This is a genomic window from Rufibacter sp. XAAS-G3-1 (assembly GCF_013623775.1).
GTDB lineage: Bacteria > Bacteroidota > Bacteroidia > Cytophagales > Hymenobacteraceae > Nibribacter.
In genome coordinates, this window is record NZ_JABFAM010000010.1 from 109,648 (window position 1) to 122,202 (window position 12,555).

A 12,555-nucleotide genomic window follows, 5' to 3' on the forward strand; every position below is an offset into this window, starting at 1 on the left:
AAACATCTCTTAACTTGTTGTACAATAAAGGTTAACCTCTTATCTCTTCTATAAACAGTTTCAGTCGGTTCATGTCTTTTAAGCCCGGCTGAATCTCAAACTTACTGTTCAAATCAAGGCCGTGCAGTTGCGGCAAGCGCAAGGCTTTTATCTCCTCCACATGCTCCAGGTCAATGCCGCCGCTCAGGAAAAAAGGAACATCCAGGGTGTAGTTTTTCAGCACTTCCCAGTTAAACCGAACGCCGTTGCCGCCGGGGTTAGCGCCGCTGGCATCAAACAGGAAGTAATCACAATCATGCGCGTACTGCTGCAATTGCCCGAAGTCAAAATCCTCGCCTACCCTAAACGCTTTCATCACGGTGAGGCCGGTTTCTCTCACTTCCATGCACAGTTCCGGCGATTCATGCCCGTGCAGCTGCACCATGTCTAAGCCCAACTCCGTGGCTTTCTGCAAAACCCCTTCAGCGGTCTCGTCCACAAACACGCCCACTTTTCGGGTTGTTTTCGGGAAAACAGACGCAAAAACCGCCCACTGCGTGGTGATGAACCGGGGCGACTTTTCATAAAAGATAAACCCCACGTAATCTGGTCTCAGTAACAGGAGTTCTTCAATGTTCTCGCTGTACTTCATGCCGCACACTTTTATCTTAAGCGAATTTTCTGACATTTTATCTGTACTAATAAGCTGCATTTCTGAAAAAGACAAAGAAAGAGAATGACTCAGAAAATGTCGTTTGTTCGCGTGTGCGTTCTCGGCTCGTTTTCCTGAAAACAGGCTTAAAGCGACGTAACATCCTTTTAATTATTTGGACAGGAAGGACTATCTCCTCTCTTTGTCATCCTGAAAGGAACTTGTGGCGAACTAGAAAAGCTTTAAACAAGCGCAATTACTGTTCGCCCACAAGTTCCTTTCAGGATGACAAAATGATAGTTGCATTTGTTCTGCTCCTTTTAGCAAATTTACGCTATAAACCACTTACTTAGAAAAACTTACCTGATTAACGGCACTCAGTTTCTTTAACTCTTCCACAAACGCCAGACAAGCTTTTTCGGGGCGGCTGTGGCGCATGAAGGTCTCTCCTATCAGGAAGCCTTCATAGCCGTGTTCCCGAAGTTCCAGAATGCTTTTCGCCTCGCTTAACCCGCTCTCAGATACTTTCACGAAGTCATTGGGAATGTACTGGGCTAGGTCAATGGACGTTTGCAGGCTCACCGAGAAATCATGCAGGTTGCGGTTGTTCACACCAATCAAATCTACGTGCGGCGTGACGGTGCGCTCCAGTTCCTCGCGGTCATGTACTTCCAACAACACTTCCAAACCCAGCGAATGGGCAAACTGCGCCAATTGGCTTACCTCCTCTTTAGAAAGCACCGCCGCAATCAACAAGATGGCATCAGCCCCAATGGATTTGGCTTCCAGAATCTGATATTCCTCCACCACGAAATCTTTCCGCAGGATGGGGCAAAAATTGAATTTACGGGCGGTAGTCAGGTCTTCGTTCTTCCCCCCGAAGAAATTAGAATCCGTCAGGATAGACAAGGCCGAAGCGCCCGCCTGCATGTACCCGATGGAAGTGCGTTCTACCGGCGCATACGCGTTGATGGTTCCTTTGGAGGGCGACTTCCGTTTGAACTCGGCAATGATGCCGGTCAGATCGGGGCGCTGCACATACTTGCGGAGCGATACCGGCTGCGAGCCAAAATAAATGCTGCGCTCCAACAAAGCGGTAGGCACCAGAGTTTTGCGATCAGCTACTTCCTGCCGCTTGTGGGCGATGATTTTATCTAAGATGGTGGATGACATATAAGGGGTTAAGCTAATAAGGTTCTAAATGTTTTCAGGGCCAGGCCGGTATCTAGCGAATGCCGGGCCTTTTGCAAAGCCTCCTGCAAGGAAAGACGCTCATCTGAGCAGTAAATCCCCAGTCCGGCGTTGGCGATGACGGCATCCTGTTGGGCAGCTGTTCCGCGGCCTTCCAGCACGTTCATGAAAATCGCCGCAGAATCTTCCACGGTGTTGCCGCCGGCCAAGTCACTTTCCTGGTAGGTAGGCAAGCCTAAGTCTGACGGCTGTAGAATCTGCTCACCTTCTGGCGTAACCATTTTAAACGGCCCGGTGAGGGAAACCTCGTCATACCCATCCAGCGCGTGCAGCAGCACAAAGCGTTTGCCGGTCTGTTGGTAAAGGTACGTATACAGACGCAACAGTTCTAAACTGAAAACCCCTACCATCTGGAAATGCGGCTTAGCCGGATTTATCATGGGCCCCAGCATGTTGAAGAACGTTTTCACGCCCAAATCCTTCCGGATGGGGGCCACTTCTTTCATGGCCGGGTGAAACAGCGGGGCATGCAGAAAGCAAATGTTAGCCGCTTCCAGTTTGTTTCTGAGTGCGGTGCTGTCATTGGTAAACGAATAACCCAAATGCGCCATCACGTTAGACGAGCCGCAGATAGAGGAAACGCCGTTGTTTCCGTGTTTGGCTACTTTGTAACCCGCTCCCGCTACCACAAAAGACGCCAGCGTAGAGATGTTGAAGGTGTCTTTGCCGTCGCCGCCGGTGCCGCAGAGGTCAATTACCTGGTCGGTGCCCAGTTCGGGGAGCAGGCACAGTTCCAGCATGGCTTCCCGGAAACCTTCCAGTTCGTGCACGGTGATGTTGCGCATGAGGTACACGGTCATGAAAGCGGCCATTTGGCTGGTGTTGTACTGACCCCGGCCAATATTGATAAGCACCTGTTTGGCGGTGTCTTTGGAGAGCGCTTTGTGCTCAATCAGTTGTTGCAGTACTTGTTTCATAGGGCAAGGGAGGCGGCAAAAGTAGTCCACTGGTTCACGCGCTTGGTGGGGTTCTGCAACCAATTGTTCAGCATTTCTTTGCCGAACTCGGTGAGAATGGATTCTGGGTGAAACTGCACGCCGCACACATCATACTGGCTATGCCGAATAGCCATCACTTCGCCAGTTTCATCTACGGCCGTGATTTTGAGAGCCGCAGGCACTGACTCGGGCACGACCGTCCAGGAATGGTAGCGAGCCACGCTAAAAGTAGTAGGCAATTGCTTGAACATCGGCTCATTGGTATTCACGACCCGCATGGTGGAAGACACGCCATGAAACACCTCCTTCAGGTTAGACAACTCCGCCCCGAAGGCTTCGGCAATGGCCTGGTGCCCCAGGCAAACCCCCATGATGCGCTTGGTGGGCGCATATTTCTGCAGCAACGCAGGCATGATACCGGCCTCGCTAGGCACTCCCGGCCCCGGCGAAAGCAGAATCACATCATACTTCTCCACCTCTTCCAAACTGATTTGGTCGTTGCGGAATACTTCCAGCTGTTTTCCGTAACCCAGTTCCCGGAGCAACTGCACCAGGTTGTAGGTAAAGGAATCGTAGTTATCTAAGACAAGAATTTTCATGACGGTAAAGGATTTGTCTGGGCTCTGGTTCAGTTCTTCTGGTGGGTGTTTCAGGCCTTCTTTGCTGTAAATAGGCGTAAAACAGCTTTTATCTTTCTTTAGATAGTGGCGGCTTTTTCCAAGGCCTTCCGCAGGGCGGCCAGTTTGTGGTGCACTTCGTTCAGTTCGCTTTGGGTGTCTGACTTGGCCACCACCCCAGCCCCGGCCTGGAAATACAGGGTATTCTTCACGCTCAGGAACGACCGAATCATGATGGCATGGTTGAAATCTCCGCCGAAGCCCAGGTACCCGATGCAGCCGCCGTAATAACCCCGGCCCGTAGGCTCTAGTTCATCAATCAAGGTGAGGGCGCGGTGTTTGGGAGCGCCCGACAAGGTACCGGCCGGAAACGTATCTGCCACCATCTGCACCGAGCCGTGCGCCTGCGGCAGGTTGGCGGTCACTTTGGAAACCAGGTGAATCACGTGCGAATAGTACTGCACTTCTTTGAACACCTCTACCTGCACGTGGTCGCCGTGGCGGCTGAGGTCGTTGCGGGCCAGGTCTACCAGCATCACGTGCTCTGAGTTCTCCTTGGGATCGTCATAGAGTTTCTGCGCCAGTTCGGCATCGGCGGCGTCATTGCCGGTGCGCTTGAACGTGCCCGCAATGGGGTAAATGGTGGCTACGTCGTTCTTGATGGTTAACTGCGCCTCGGGCGAAGACCCGAAAATCTTGAAGTTGCCGTAGTCAAAGTAGAACAGGTATGGTGATGGGTTAATAGACCTCAAGGCGCGGTACACGTTGAACTCATCGCCCTGGAACGACTGCGAAAACCGGCGCGACAACACAATCTGGAACACGTTGCCCAGGTGGCAGTGGCGTTTGCCCTCTTCTATGATGCGCAGGAACTCTTCATCGGTCTGGTTCGTGGTTTCCTCCCCGGCCGTAGCGAAGTGGAAGGCCGGGAAGTTCTTGTTTTGAATAAGCGTCTCCAGTTCATCCAAGCCGTCGTTTTGGGGCTGATTTCCTGAAAAGTGCTCAAAAATGTACAGCTCGTTTTTGAAATGGTCAATGGCAATCACAAACCGGAAAGCCTGGTACAGAATCTCGGGCATCTCGGCGTGCGCCGATTCTTTCTCTTGTAATTCCAGCGTCTCAAAGTATTGCACCGCCTCAAACGACATGTACCCGAACAACCCGTTCTGGATAAACCCGAACGGCCCGGCCTCCGCCTTAAACGACTCGCAATACGTTTGGAGCAGATGCACCGCATCGCGCTTCTGCGCCAATACCTGTTCTTCTACCGTGCCGTCTGGGTAAGAGCGGCGCAGCACGTTGTCTTTCAGCCGGAACTCCGCGATGGGTTCGCAGCAGATGTAGGTGAAACTGTTCTCCTGGCCGTGGTAGTCAGAGCTTTCCAGCAGCAGGCAGTTGCGGTACTTGTCGCGGAGTTGCAGGTAAATGCCCACCGGGGTCACGGTGTCGGCGAGGAGTTGGCGGTATTGCGTTTGTAGGGTGTAGGTCTTCATAAAAGGAATAAAAAAAGGCTTACTGTTTTGGTTGAACAGCAAGCCCTTTAAGGTATAGGCAAGTTTAGATTAGGCAAGGGCCTGCTGTTCACACATTTTCCAATGGGTGCCACCAACACATCATTCCGCTAATCATTTCTCGTTTCATTCTGCTCTTTTATTAGTTGTTCTGAACGCGTTAAAAACACCAAAGGCCCGGGTGAATCCGAGCCTTTGGTTATGGTACATTTCTGCACAGCAAGCGGTTCACCCATCAGTTTTGACGTGCGTGCCACCAGGCGTTGTGCGAAAATTGTGTCTTGTTCATGTTGCAAATGTAGGAGCCAGAAAATGATTCGCAAGAAAAGTGTCAAAAAAAGATGCACTTTCTCAAAAATAGGCTAAAAACCTACTATTTCCGTACTTTTAACCTGTGTTGCACTCCTCTGCCTTTCGGTCTTTCTTCCTGTTCCTGCTGGTTTTTCAATTAGGACTTACTCCTTTCAAGACGAAGGCGCAGTCTACCTATACCCATGAAACGGAGGCCGCGGCTGACACCCTCAACCAATTCAGCCGCCGTCTGCCGTGGCTGGCCGCCGGGGGCGCGACCGTTTACGTGGGCGGCTTGGCCCTGCTGAACCACGCCTGGTACCAGGAAAACAAGCAAACTAGCTTCCATTGGTTTAATGATGCCCACGAGTGGAAGCAACTGGACAAAGCTGGTCATTTCTGGGGTGCTTTCCATGAAAGCCGCCTGGGCGTAGATTTACGGCGGAAAGCGGGCGTGCCCGAAAAGAAAGCCATCTGGTACGGCGGTGCCCTGGGCTTCGTGCTGCAAACCCCCATTGAATACTTTGACGGCCGCTCCCCCGCTTACGGTGCCTCCCTCACCGACATTGCCGCCAACGCAGCCGGTTCTTTGGCGGTCATCACGCAGCAACTGGCGTGGGGCGAAATCCGGCTTACGCCGAAATATTCCTTTCACCGCACCCACTACGCTCCCCTGCGCCCCAACGTGCTAGGCAAAGGCGCCACTGAGGAGTTCCTGAAAGACTACAACGGGCACACGTACTGGCTCAGCGTGGACTTGGCGAAGTTCCTCTCCCCTAAGAGCCGGTTCCCCAAATGGCTAAATCCCGCCCTAGGTTATGGGGCCGAAGAAATGGTGTACAATGATGTGGATGCCAACCGCGCCCTAGGCTTACACGCCTACCGGCAATATTACCTCAGCGTAGACCTAAACTGGCAGGCCATTCCCACCCGCAGCAAGTTCCTGAAGAGCGCCTTTTATGTCTTGTCCATCTTCAAGTTTCCCGCTCCGGCGTTAGAGTATAACAGAAAGCAGGGCTGGAAGATGCATGGGGTGTATTTTTAGATTGCTAGTTTAAAGTTAGCAGTAGGTTAAATCCCTCTATACCGCAAGTTTAGCGCAGCGGTAACTTGCGGTATGATTAGCTATTAAGCATACATTAATTTCCCCTTTGGTTTAGGAATTTCCCGGCCAAGAGCCTTAGCTGTTTCAATCCACTCCTGTATTACAATTCGTACCTGTTGTAAGGCTTCTTCATAGGTCGCACCATCAGCCATGCAACCCGCCAGTTCAGGCACTTCTGCGATGACCGCATTGTCTTCCTGACTCCAATACATGATAATTTCGTATTTAGGATTCATCTTCATGTTTGGCTAATTTATATTTGAGCAGAATGGCTCTTACCTGTTTTACTTGATAAGGTTTGGCCTTACTTTCTTTCGTTTGAATATTAATAATTTCCTCAATTCCCTCACGATGAAAAATATGATGGCTCCCGCCGGTCATTCTTTCAGTGAAACCTAGGGTAAGTAAAAAATTTCGCAGTTCATCAAATCCAATATTGGTATCTGAAGTTCCAGACAGAATTTTTAAAAGAAGCTTTTCATATTTACTCATTCGTTACACGATGGCATTAAACTTAACCTAGTGAAGATAAGCAATTTCTTTTATCTACAAACGGGAAGAAAGCTTATATAATTGCCTATTTCAACTAATTCACAAGACTTCCGCCACCGGAAACATCATCTTGAAATCATTCAGTGCCACTGTGGCTAAAGGTTTCAATTGCTGAACAGGGGGAAAAAAATGTGCTTCACTGCTGATGTTTTCCGTGGAAGCCAATTGCGCGTGCCCGCTGGCTTCTGGTTGGGTGAGGAGTAATTTACCTTGGTGCTGTTGCACAATCCTGTTCATTGGTAAAACCTTGGTAGTGAAAGGGAATCTGGGGCCCCAGGGTTTTACCTGCGCCGTGAAGAACGTCTGACCGTCGCGGCTTACCTGCACATGGGTAGTCCCATCTGGTTGGGTAAGAATGTTGAAATTGGCTAGTTCTTTGGGAATGCCCCAGTTCTCGCGGCCGTTCCAGGCACTTTCGTGGGTGGACACGTAGATTTTGGAGATGGAAAAAGCGAGCTTCTCCTTTACTTTAAAGAGGGCCGGAATAAACAGCAACTCCTGGTAGGGGCCCACCTCAGCAGTCTCGTAGTTCATCAGCAGCACGCCTCCCATTCCTGCTTCATAGGAGTTTTGCTGAAAATCGGCTAGAAACCCGAAGTTATAACTGAAAGCTTTGGGAATTTTGTAGAGCCAAACAATTCCGTTGCCGGTTAAACTCCAGGGGGCCGGGGCAATGAGCGAGGGAGGCTGCATACGGTTGGTCTTTGGTTTGCTTTTTTCAACGATTCCTACTCGGCTCAGTTGCTTTAGGTTTCAAACTTCCCGCTGCCGGGGTTTAGCTTTTCGTCGCCAGAACCATTGCGCCGAGGCACGGCCTTTGAACTCTTCGCCCTCCTCCCTTGCTTTTGCGTATCTTTGTGCAAAGGCAGGTGTTTTTAGCCTGTTTTTGCCAAACAAGACCTAAAACGATATGAATATAGGAGACCGCGTGCGCCTCATGCACGGCCGAGAGCAAGGCGTGATTACCCGCTTTCTGGATAACAACCTGGTGGAAGTAGCCATTGACAATGATTTCACCATTCCGGTCATGCGCCGCGAGGTGGTGGTGATCGCCCCCGAGGAAGCGGAAATGTTCCGTACCGGCCCGGCCGCACCTGAACCTTCCAAGAAAAAGGAGGCTCCCGTGGTTCCGTCCACGGCCGTGGCGGGCATTTACATTACGCTGGTGCACCAGACGCCCGAATTGCTGGCGGTGCACATTGTGAATAATTCCGATTTCGATTTATTGTTCACCTACGGTGAGGAAACCGAGAAAGGCTACAAGGCCCAGCACAACGACAAACTGACCCCGAAGAAAACCAAACCGGTAGCCCACCTGCACCTCAACGATTTCGAGAAGTGGCCTGATTTGGTAGTGCAGTACCTGCAGCACAAAACCGGTTCCAATGCGCTGCTGGAACCGGTTACCCGCAAACTCAAGTTCAAGGCCTCGTCCTTTTACAAGAGCAAGAAAACGGCCCCGGTGTTGCAAAAGGAAGGCTACGTGTTCCAACTAGATTCAAAGCCTTCCTTGGTAAACCCAGACCAGATTCAGGAACAGTTGATTGAGTCATCGGCGCAGGCCGAGAATAACAAAGTGGCCGTTCCGCACCACGAGGTAGACCTGCACATTGAGAAACTGCTGCCCAACGAAGACCCCAAACAGATGAGCAACTCTGAGATTCTGCGTCAGCAACTCAGCGTTTTCCAGGACAACCTGGACAGGGCTATTGCCGCCAACATGCACGAGATTATCTTCATCCATGGCACCGGTAACGGCGTACTGAAGAAGGAAATCCAGAAAGTGCTGAGCCGGAACCCACACATCAAGTTCTATGAAGATGCCCGCAAGGAGAAATTCGGGCATGGGGCTACCAAGGTTTCTTTGAAGTAACCCCTCAGAAGGAGACGGTAAAGCGCCAGAACCCACCCCTACCCCCCCGAGGAGGGGAATACGCCTTTGCGTGGGATGGAAATGTGTGATCGGCAGGTGTTAACATCCCCCCTTCGCCCCCTTCAAAGGGGGAGTATCTGCTTTAGAGGGCAGAAGTACTGAATTGGCAGATATAGCTTCTGCAACTTTCCCAGTTCCAGTCTTTCCCGAGCGCGCCTCGCTTTTGGCCCTAGACAAACATCAGCTAAGAGAGACAGACTTCTCGGGCCGAAAGGGCAGTGCGGGAGGGGAAGACGGGGCCTCGCGGCCGTGAGCGCATAGCGGAACAGATGAAACATTACAGCACTTGCACCCACGCAAAAAGCAGCCAAACCCAGGGAACAGCGTAAGGCGTGCACAAACTAATATCCAAGCACTAAGCAGCCAAGGCAACAGCATATTCCATGCACCTTCCAATCTAAAAATCTGACGAACATGCCCCTTCCAAGAGCTTATTCCCTTTAAAAATAAGCGAAACTACAAGCAAGAGAAACAACCCGCATCAAGTCCTCCAAGCGCAACTCACTCACTCAGTTCTCCATCCAAATCAGAGACCTGGAGCATGCGCAGCAGGGAGGTTTTTTTGTATTGGTGTTCCTGCATCCGCTTCATGATGTCGTCCAGCATGGAAATGGATTTCAGGATGTGAGGGCCTTTGTTCAGCATGACGCAGTCGGCGCGTTGGGCCATGGCGGCATCGGTGATTTCGGCGCGGGACGGACGGCCTTTTTTGGTGAGTTTCTCCAGTACCTGGGTGGCCCAGACTACCGGCAGATGGGCGGCTTCGGTGATCCAGAGGATTTCCTCCTGTACTTCGGCTAGCCGCTGCCAACCTAGTTCCACGGCCAGGTCTCCGCGCGCGATCATGATACCGGCGGGGTGTTGCCGCATTAAGGTGAGCAGCAGGTGGGGCAGATTGCTGAAAGCGGCCTTGGTTTCAATCTTGAGCATGATACCAATGTGCCCGGCCTGGTGTTCTCTCAAAGCGTGCTGCAACTCCTCCACCATCTCGGGGCGGCTCACGAAGGAAAGGTTCACCACATCGGCGTGCTGCACCACAAAGGCCAGGTCTTCGCGGTCTTTCTTGGTTAGTTTGTGCAGTTGCAGGCCACTTTCCGGCAGGTTAATGCCTTTGTCTGCGCGGAGTTTGCTTCCGGCCTCATCGGCGGCGGTGATCTTCAGGCGCAGAAAATCTGGGGTTACTTCTTCAATCACGCCTTCTATCTCGCCATCGTCAAACAAGATGGGCTCACCTTTCTTTACCCTTGTAAAAATCTCGGGCAAGGTGCAGGAGATATGCGCGGCCTCTACTTCGTTTCCTTCTTTGTCAAAGCGGGCGGGCGCGCCCGGAATGTTTTTGCGGTGCAGAAATAACTCCTGCCCTACTTTCAGGTTCAGCGGAATGACCATGGGGGGCAAGGTGCCTATCTTCTCCTTGAACTCCTCGCCAGATTTATGGATCAGGGTCAGCTCGGTACCGGCGCTGAGATACGCCGATTTTAGAAGTTGCACCAGCACGCCGCCGCCTTTTTTCTGCAAAACGGTAAAGGTTCTTTTTCTTCGGCGGGTGTCTTTGAAGGTAATCTCGTCGCCTTTTCGCGCGTGCTTCACCCACTCGGCCGACACCCTTAACGTAAGGTCTACCCGTTCTGGGGCAGGAATATCTTTGGGGGCCAGCCACGCTTTGGCCGGAGCCAGTATTTCGCCCAGTTCATCAATCTTGGGGTGAATGGACACTACCCGGGGGCCGGGTTGGATTGATCCGGTGCGGAGTTTAGGGCCCATCAGGTCAAACAGAATCATGCATCTGCGTCCCAGTTCCTTTTCGGCCTTTTTGATCTGCCGCACCATTTTCGCCCACACCGTTTTATCGTCATGGGCACAGTTCAGGCGGGCGCAGTTCATACCGGCTCTCATGAGATCCCGCACCATTTCGTAGTCGTCGGCCATGTCTGAGGAAAACGTAACCATGATGCGACCCTCCCGGTTGGGCGACGGTTCTCCCAGCAAGGCGGTGATGTTGGGTTTGAGGCTGGAGAGGGCCGGAAGGAAAGGAACCACCGCTGGAGATGAGTCACTGGTATGCACCAGAAGTAATTGCAGTTGATTTTTAACCGCCGTGAGGTTGGCCACCACATTGCCTTCGGCGCGGCCCAAAGAGGAAAGCCCCAACCCAGACAAAGCTCTCTGAAGTGCCCGGATGTCCTGTTTGCGGAGGGCCAGGTAGTGCAGCAGGTTTTTGCTGCCCGCTGTAAACGCCGGATGCACCTTGCTGATCTGGGCGGCATAGGTTTTCTCCAAAGCCTGCCCCTGCTGCAAAAGTTCTTCCACCTGGTGGATGAGCTTGACCAACGTTGTTTTAGGAGGGAATTCCCCCCTTGACACGTTGCCTTCTTCACGGGCTGCGCGTAAGGAATCTTTTTTCATGGTGTCTTACTTGTTCTGGTCAAACGTGACGCTCTGTTTCTGGCAATCAACTCATGTCACATACGTTTTGTTTGGCTTCTTAGCATGGGTCAATCCCTTAAATAAATGATTTCATGATGAGGCCTCCTGGTGATTCCACTCCTCTGGGCAAGACTCAGACTATGTTCATGGTTCTGTTTTAGGCTTGTTTTCACGAAAATGATTCAAAAACAAGCTCATGCTACCACACTTGCGCCCGTGTGGTTTTAGGGCTGATTTTCCAAAAACAGGCAAAAAACGTTTCCTCCTACAAAGGCGTTGCTTTCATAAAAAATAGCCGGGCAAGACAGAAAAGCAAGGTTTGGCAGAACTGCTATTTGACGCTTGAAACCAATTTGCCTTCCAACACCCGTTTTGAGCCTGTTTTCAGAAAAATAGCCCTTAAACGATGGTGAATTCAGCACCCCATTTCCCGGGAGAAAGCCGTATCTTTGTAAAAAATCAGTGAGCCGGCTTATCGCTGCGCCTTTGGGCGGAGAGGAAAGTCCGGGCAACGCAGAGCATCCTGCTTCCTAACGGGAAGGCACCTGGCGGGAGACGGCCAGGTGACAGCCAGTGCCACAGAAAATAACCGCCCGTTTTTAGTTGTCAGTTTTTAGTTATCAATTGTTAGAAAACTAAAAACTGATAACTAAAAACTGACAACTAAAAACGGGTAAGGGTGAAAAGGTGCGGTAAGAGCGCACCAGCGGCTAGGCGACTAGTCCGGCTGGGTAAACCTCAGGAGTTGAAAGACCAAATAGGCTGACAGCGCCTCGCCTTAAGGGGAGGCTAAGGGCTGCTCGTCCGATGTCAGCGGGTAGGTTGATGGAGCCCCTCCGTGAGGACGGGCCTAGATAAATGATAAGCCATCTGCCCCAGGGCGGAGGACAAAACCCGGCTTACAGGCTCATTGGTTTTTTTTTATTTTTCCCTTCCTTTTTTTTTGCCAATCTTCTTTGGGGCCTGTTTAAACTTTGTCTTTCGTGCTGCAAACGACCATAGAGAGAACCTGCGTTCGCACTTTTATCGCCTTCGCAGCGCTGCCACGAAGCTCAAAAACCAATCTGCAGAACCTCACTCTTGCCACTTTCGCTTACGACCCCGTGACGGCCATCGCCCGAACCGTTGAGATCAACATCTGGCAATTGCTGGGCGAAAAAGATGTACCGGCGCCTCTGCCTTACAACGGCTTTTAATATTTTCTAGCAACATTACCTTAGAGCTTGTTTAAATTTGAGGTTTGCTGGCGAAAATGACCAGAGAAAGGTTCTGCGGAAGCGTTTTTTGAGCAGCGTAGCA

The 12,555-nt window shown here is 51.4% G+C and carries 12 protein-coding genes and 1 other RNA gene; 4 read left to right on the forward strand and 9 right to left on the reverse strand.

The window, feature by feature from the left end:
• Positions 1–31: 31 nt before the first annotated feature.
• The 5 genes from HHO50_RS13210 to HHO50_RS13230 all read right to left on the reverse strand — a co-directional run bounded on the left by HHO50_RS13210 (position 32) and on the right by HHO50_RS13230 (position 4,930).
• Positions 32–667 (reverse strand): phosphoribosylanthranilate isomerase, encoded by a 636-nt coding sequence (locus tag HHO50_RS13210; RefSeq protein ID WP_181306529.1) that lies wholly within the window; start codon positions 665–667, stop codon positions 32–34.
• A gap of 309 nt (positions 668–976) precedes the next feature.
• Positions 977–1,804 (reverse strand): indole-3-glycerol phosphate synthase TrpC, encoded by an 828-nt coding sequence (gene trpC / locus HHO50_RS13215; RefSeq protein ID WP_181306530.1) that lies wholly within the window; start codon positions 1,802–1,804, stop codon positions 977–979.
• An 8-nt stretch (positions 1,805–1,812) separates the two neighbouring features.
• Complete coding sequence (gene trpD, locus HHO50_RS13220) at positions 1,813–2,799, reverse strand: anthranilate phosphoribosyltransferase (RefSeq protein WP_181306531.1); 987 nt, start codon at positions 2,797–2,799, stop codon at positions 1,813–1,815.
• Positions 2,796–3,419 carry an aminodeoxychorismate/anthranilate synthase component II gene (locus HHO50_RS13225; protein ID WP_181306532.1) on the reverse strand — a complete coding sequence of 208 codons (624 nt, stop codon included), beginning with the start codon at positions 3,417–3,419 and terminating at the stop codon, positions 2,796–2,798. Before HHO50_RS13225 ends, trpD begins: the two co-directional genes overlap by 4 nt.
• A gap of 98 nt (positions 3,420–3,517) precedes the next feature.
• Positions 3,518–4,930 carry an anthranilate synthase component I family protein gene (locus tag HHO50_RS13230; protein WP_181306533.1) on the reverse strand — a complete coding sequence of 471 codons (1,413 nt, stop codon included), beginning with the start codon at positions 4,928–4,930 and terminating at the stop codon, positions 3,518–3,520.
• A gap of 412 nt (positions 4,931–5,342) precedes the next feature.
• Here HHO50_RS13230 and HHO50_RS13235 point away from each other — a divergent pair, with 412 nt between their 5' ends.
• A complete protein-coding gene (locus HHO50_RS13235) occupies positions 5,343–6,284 on the forward strand; it encodes a DUF2279 domain-containing protein (protein ID WP_370457593.1) in 942 nt (313 codons plus the stop codon).
• 83 nt (positions 6,285–6,367) lie between these two features.
• Here the strand turns inward: HHO50_RS13235 and HHO50_RS13240 are convergent, their stop codons facing one another.
• The 3 genes from HHO50_RS13240 to HHO50_RS13250 form a co-directional block, all read right to left on the reverse strand.
• Positions 6,368–6,580, reverse strand: a complete 213-nt coding sequence (locus HHO50_RS13240; protein WP_181306534.1) for a type II toxin-antitoxin system HicB family antitoxin — start codon at positions 6,578–6,580, stop codon at positions 6,368–6,370.
• Positions 6,570–6,836 carry a type II toxin-antitoxin system HicA family toxin gene (locus tag HHO50_RS13245; RefSeq protein WP_181306535.1) on the reverse strand — a complete coding sequence of 89 codons (267 nt, stop codon included), beginning with the start codon at positions 6,834–6,836 and terminating at the stop codon, positions 6,570–6,572. The genes HHO50_RS13240 and HHO50_RS13245 overlap by 11 nt, the downstream gene beginning before the upstream one ends.
• 99 nt (positions 6,837–6,935) lie before the next feature.
• Positions 6,936–7,589 carry an acetoacetate decarboxylase family protein gene (locus HHO50_RS13250; RefSeq protein WP_181306536.1) on the reverse strand — a complete coding sequence of 218 codons (654 nt, stop codon included), beginning with the start codon at positions 7,587–7,589 and terminating at the stop codon, positions 6,936–6,938.
• Positions 7,590–7,806: 217 nt separating this feature from the next.
• Between HHO50_RS13250 and HHO50_RS13255 the strand changes: the two genes are divergently transcribed.
• Positions 7,807–8,769 (forward strand): DUF2027 domain-containing protein, encoded by a 963-nt coding sequence (locus HHO50_RS13255; RefSeq protein WP_181306537.1) that lies wholly within the window; start codon positions 7,807–7,809, stop codon positions 8,767–8,769.
• Positions 8,770–9,330: 561 nt separating this feature from the next.
• Here the strand turns inward: HHO50_RS13255 and HHO50_RS13260 are convergent.
• A complete protein-coding gene (locus tag HHO50_RS13260; protein ID WP_181306538.1) occupies positions 9,331–11,235 on the reverse strand; it encodes a pyruvate kinase in 1,905 nt (634 codons plus the stop codon).
• A 480-nt stretch (positions 11,236–11,715) separates the two neighbouring features.
• Between HHO50_RS13260 and rnpB the strand changes: the two genes are divergently transcribed.
• Positions 11,716–12,174, forward strand: an RNA gene (gene rnpB, locus HHO50_RS13265) — RNase P RNA component class A.
• Between the two features lie 56 nt (positions 12,175–12,230).
• Entirely contained in the window at positions 12,231–12,452 is a 222-nt protein-coding gene (locus HHO50_RS13270; protein ID WP_181306539.1) for a hypothetical protein, read from the forward strand.
• The last annotated feature ends 103 nt before the right edge of the window (positions 12,453–12,555 follow it).

Excerpts from the sequence above, each read along its gene's own strand:
- HHO50_RS13210 (WP_181306529.1), bottom strand. The coding sequence starts at position 667 with ATGTCAGAAAATTCGCTTAAGATAAAAGTGTGCGGCATGAAGTACAGC.
- trpC (WP_181306530.1), bottom strand. The coding sequence starts at position 1,804 with ATGTCATCCACCATCTTAGATAAAATCATCGCCCACAAGCGGCAGGAA.
- trpD (WP_181306531.1), bottom strand. The coding sequence starts at position 2,799 with ATGAAACAAGTACTGCAACAACTGATTGAGCACAAAGCGCTCTCCAAA.
- HHO50_RS13225 (WP_181306532.1), bottom strand. The coding sequence starts at position 3,419 with ATGAAAATTCTTGTCTTAGATAACTACGATTCCTTTACCTACAACCTG.
- HHO50_RS13230 (WP_181306533.1), bottom strand. The coding sequence starts at position 4,930 with ATGAAGACCTACACCCTACAAACGCAATACCGCCAACTCCTCGCCGAC.
- HHO50_RS13240 (WP_181306534.1), bottom strand. The coding sequence starts at position 6,580 with ATGAATCCTAAATACGAAATTATCATGTATTGGAGTCAGGAAGACAAT.
- HHO50_RS13245 (WP_181306535.1), bottom strand. The coding sequence starts at position 6,836 with ATGAGTAAATATGAAAAGCTTCTTTTAAAAATTCTGTCTGGAACTTCA.
- HHO50_RS13250 (WP_181306536.1), bottom strand. The coding sequence starts at position 7,589 with ATGCAGCCTCCCTCGCTCATTGCCCCGGCCCCCTGGAGTTTAACCGGC.
- HHO50_RS13255 (WP_181306537.1), top strand. The coding sequence starts at position 7,807 with ATGAATATAGGAGACCGCGTGCGCCTCATGCACGGCCGAGAGCAAGGC.
- HHO50_RS13260 (WP_181306538.1), bottom strand. The coding sequence starts at position 11,235 with ATGAAAAAAGATTCCTTACGCGCAGCCCGTGAAGAAGGCAACGTGTCA.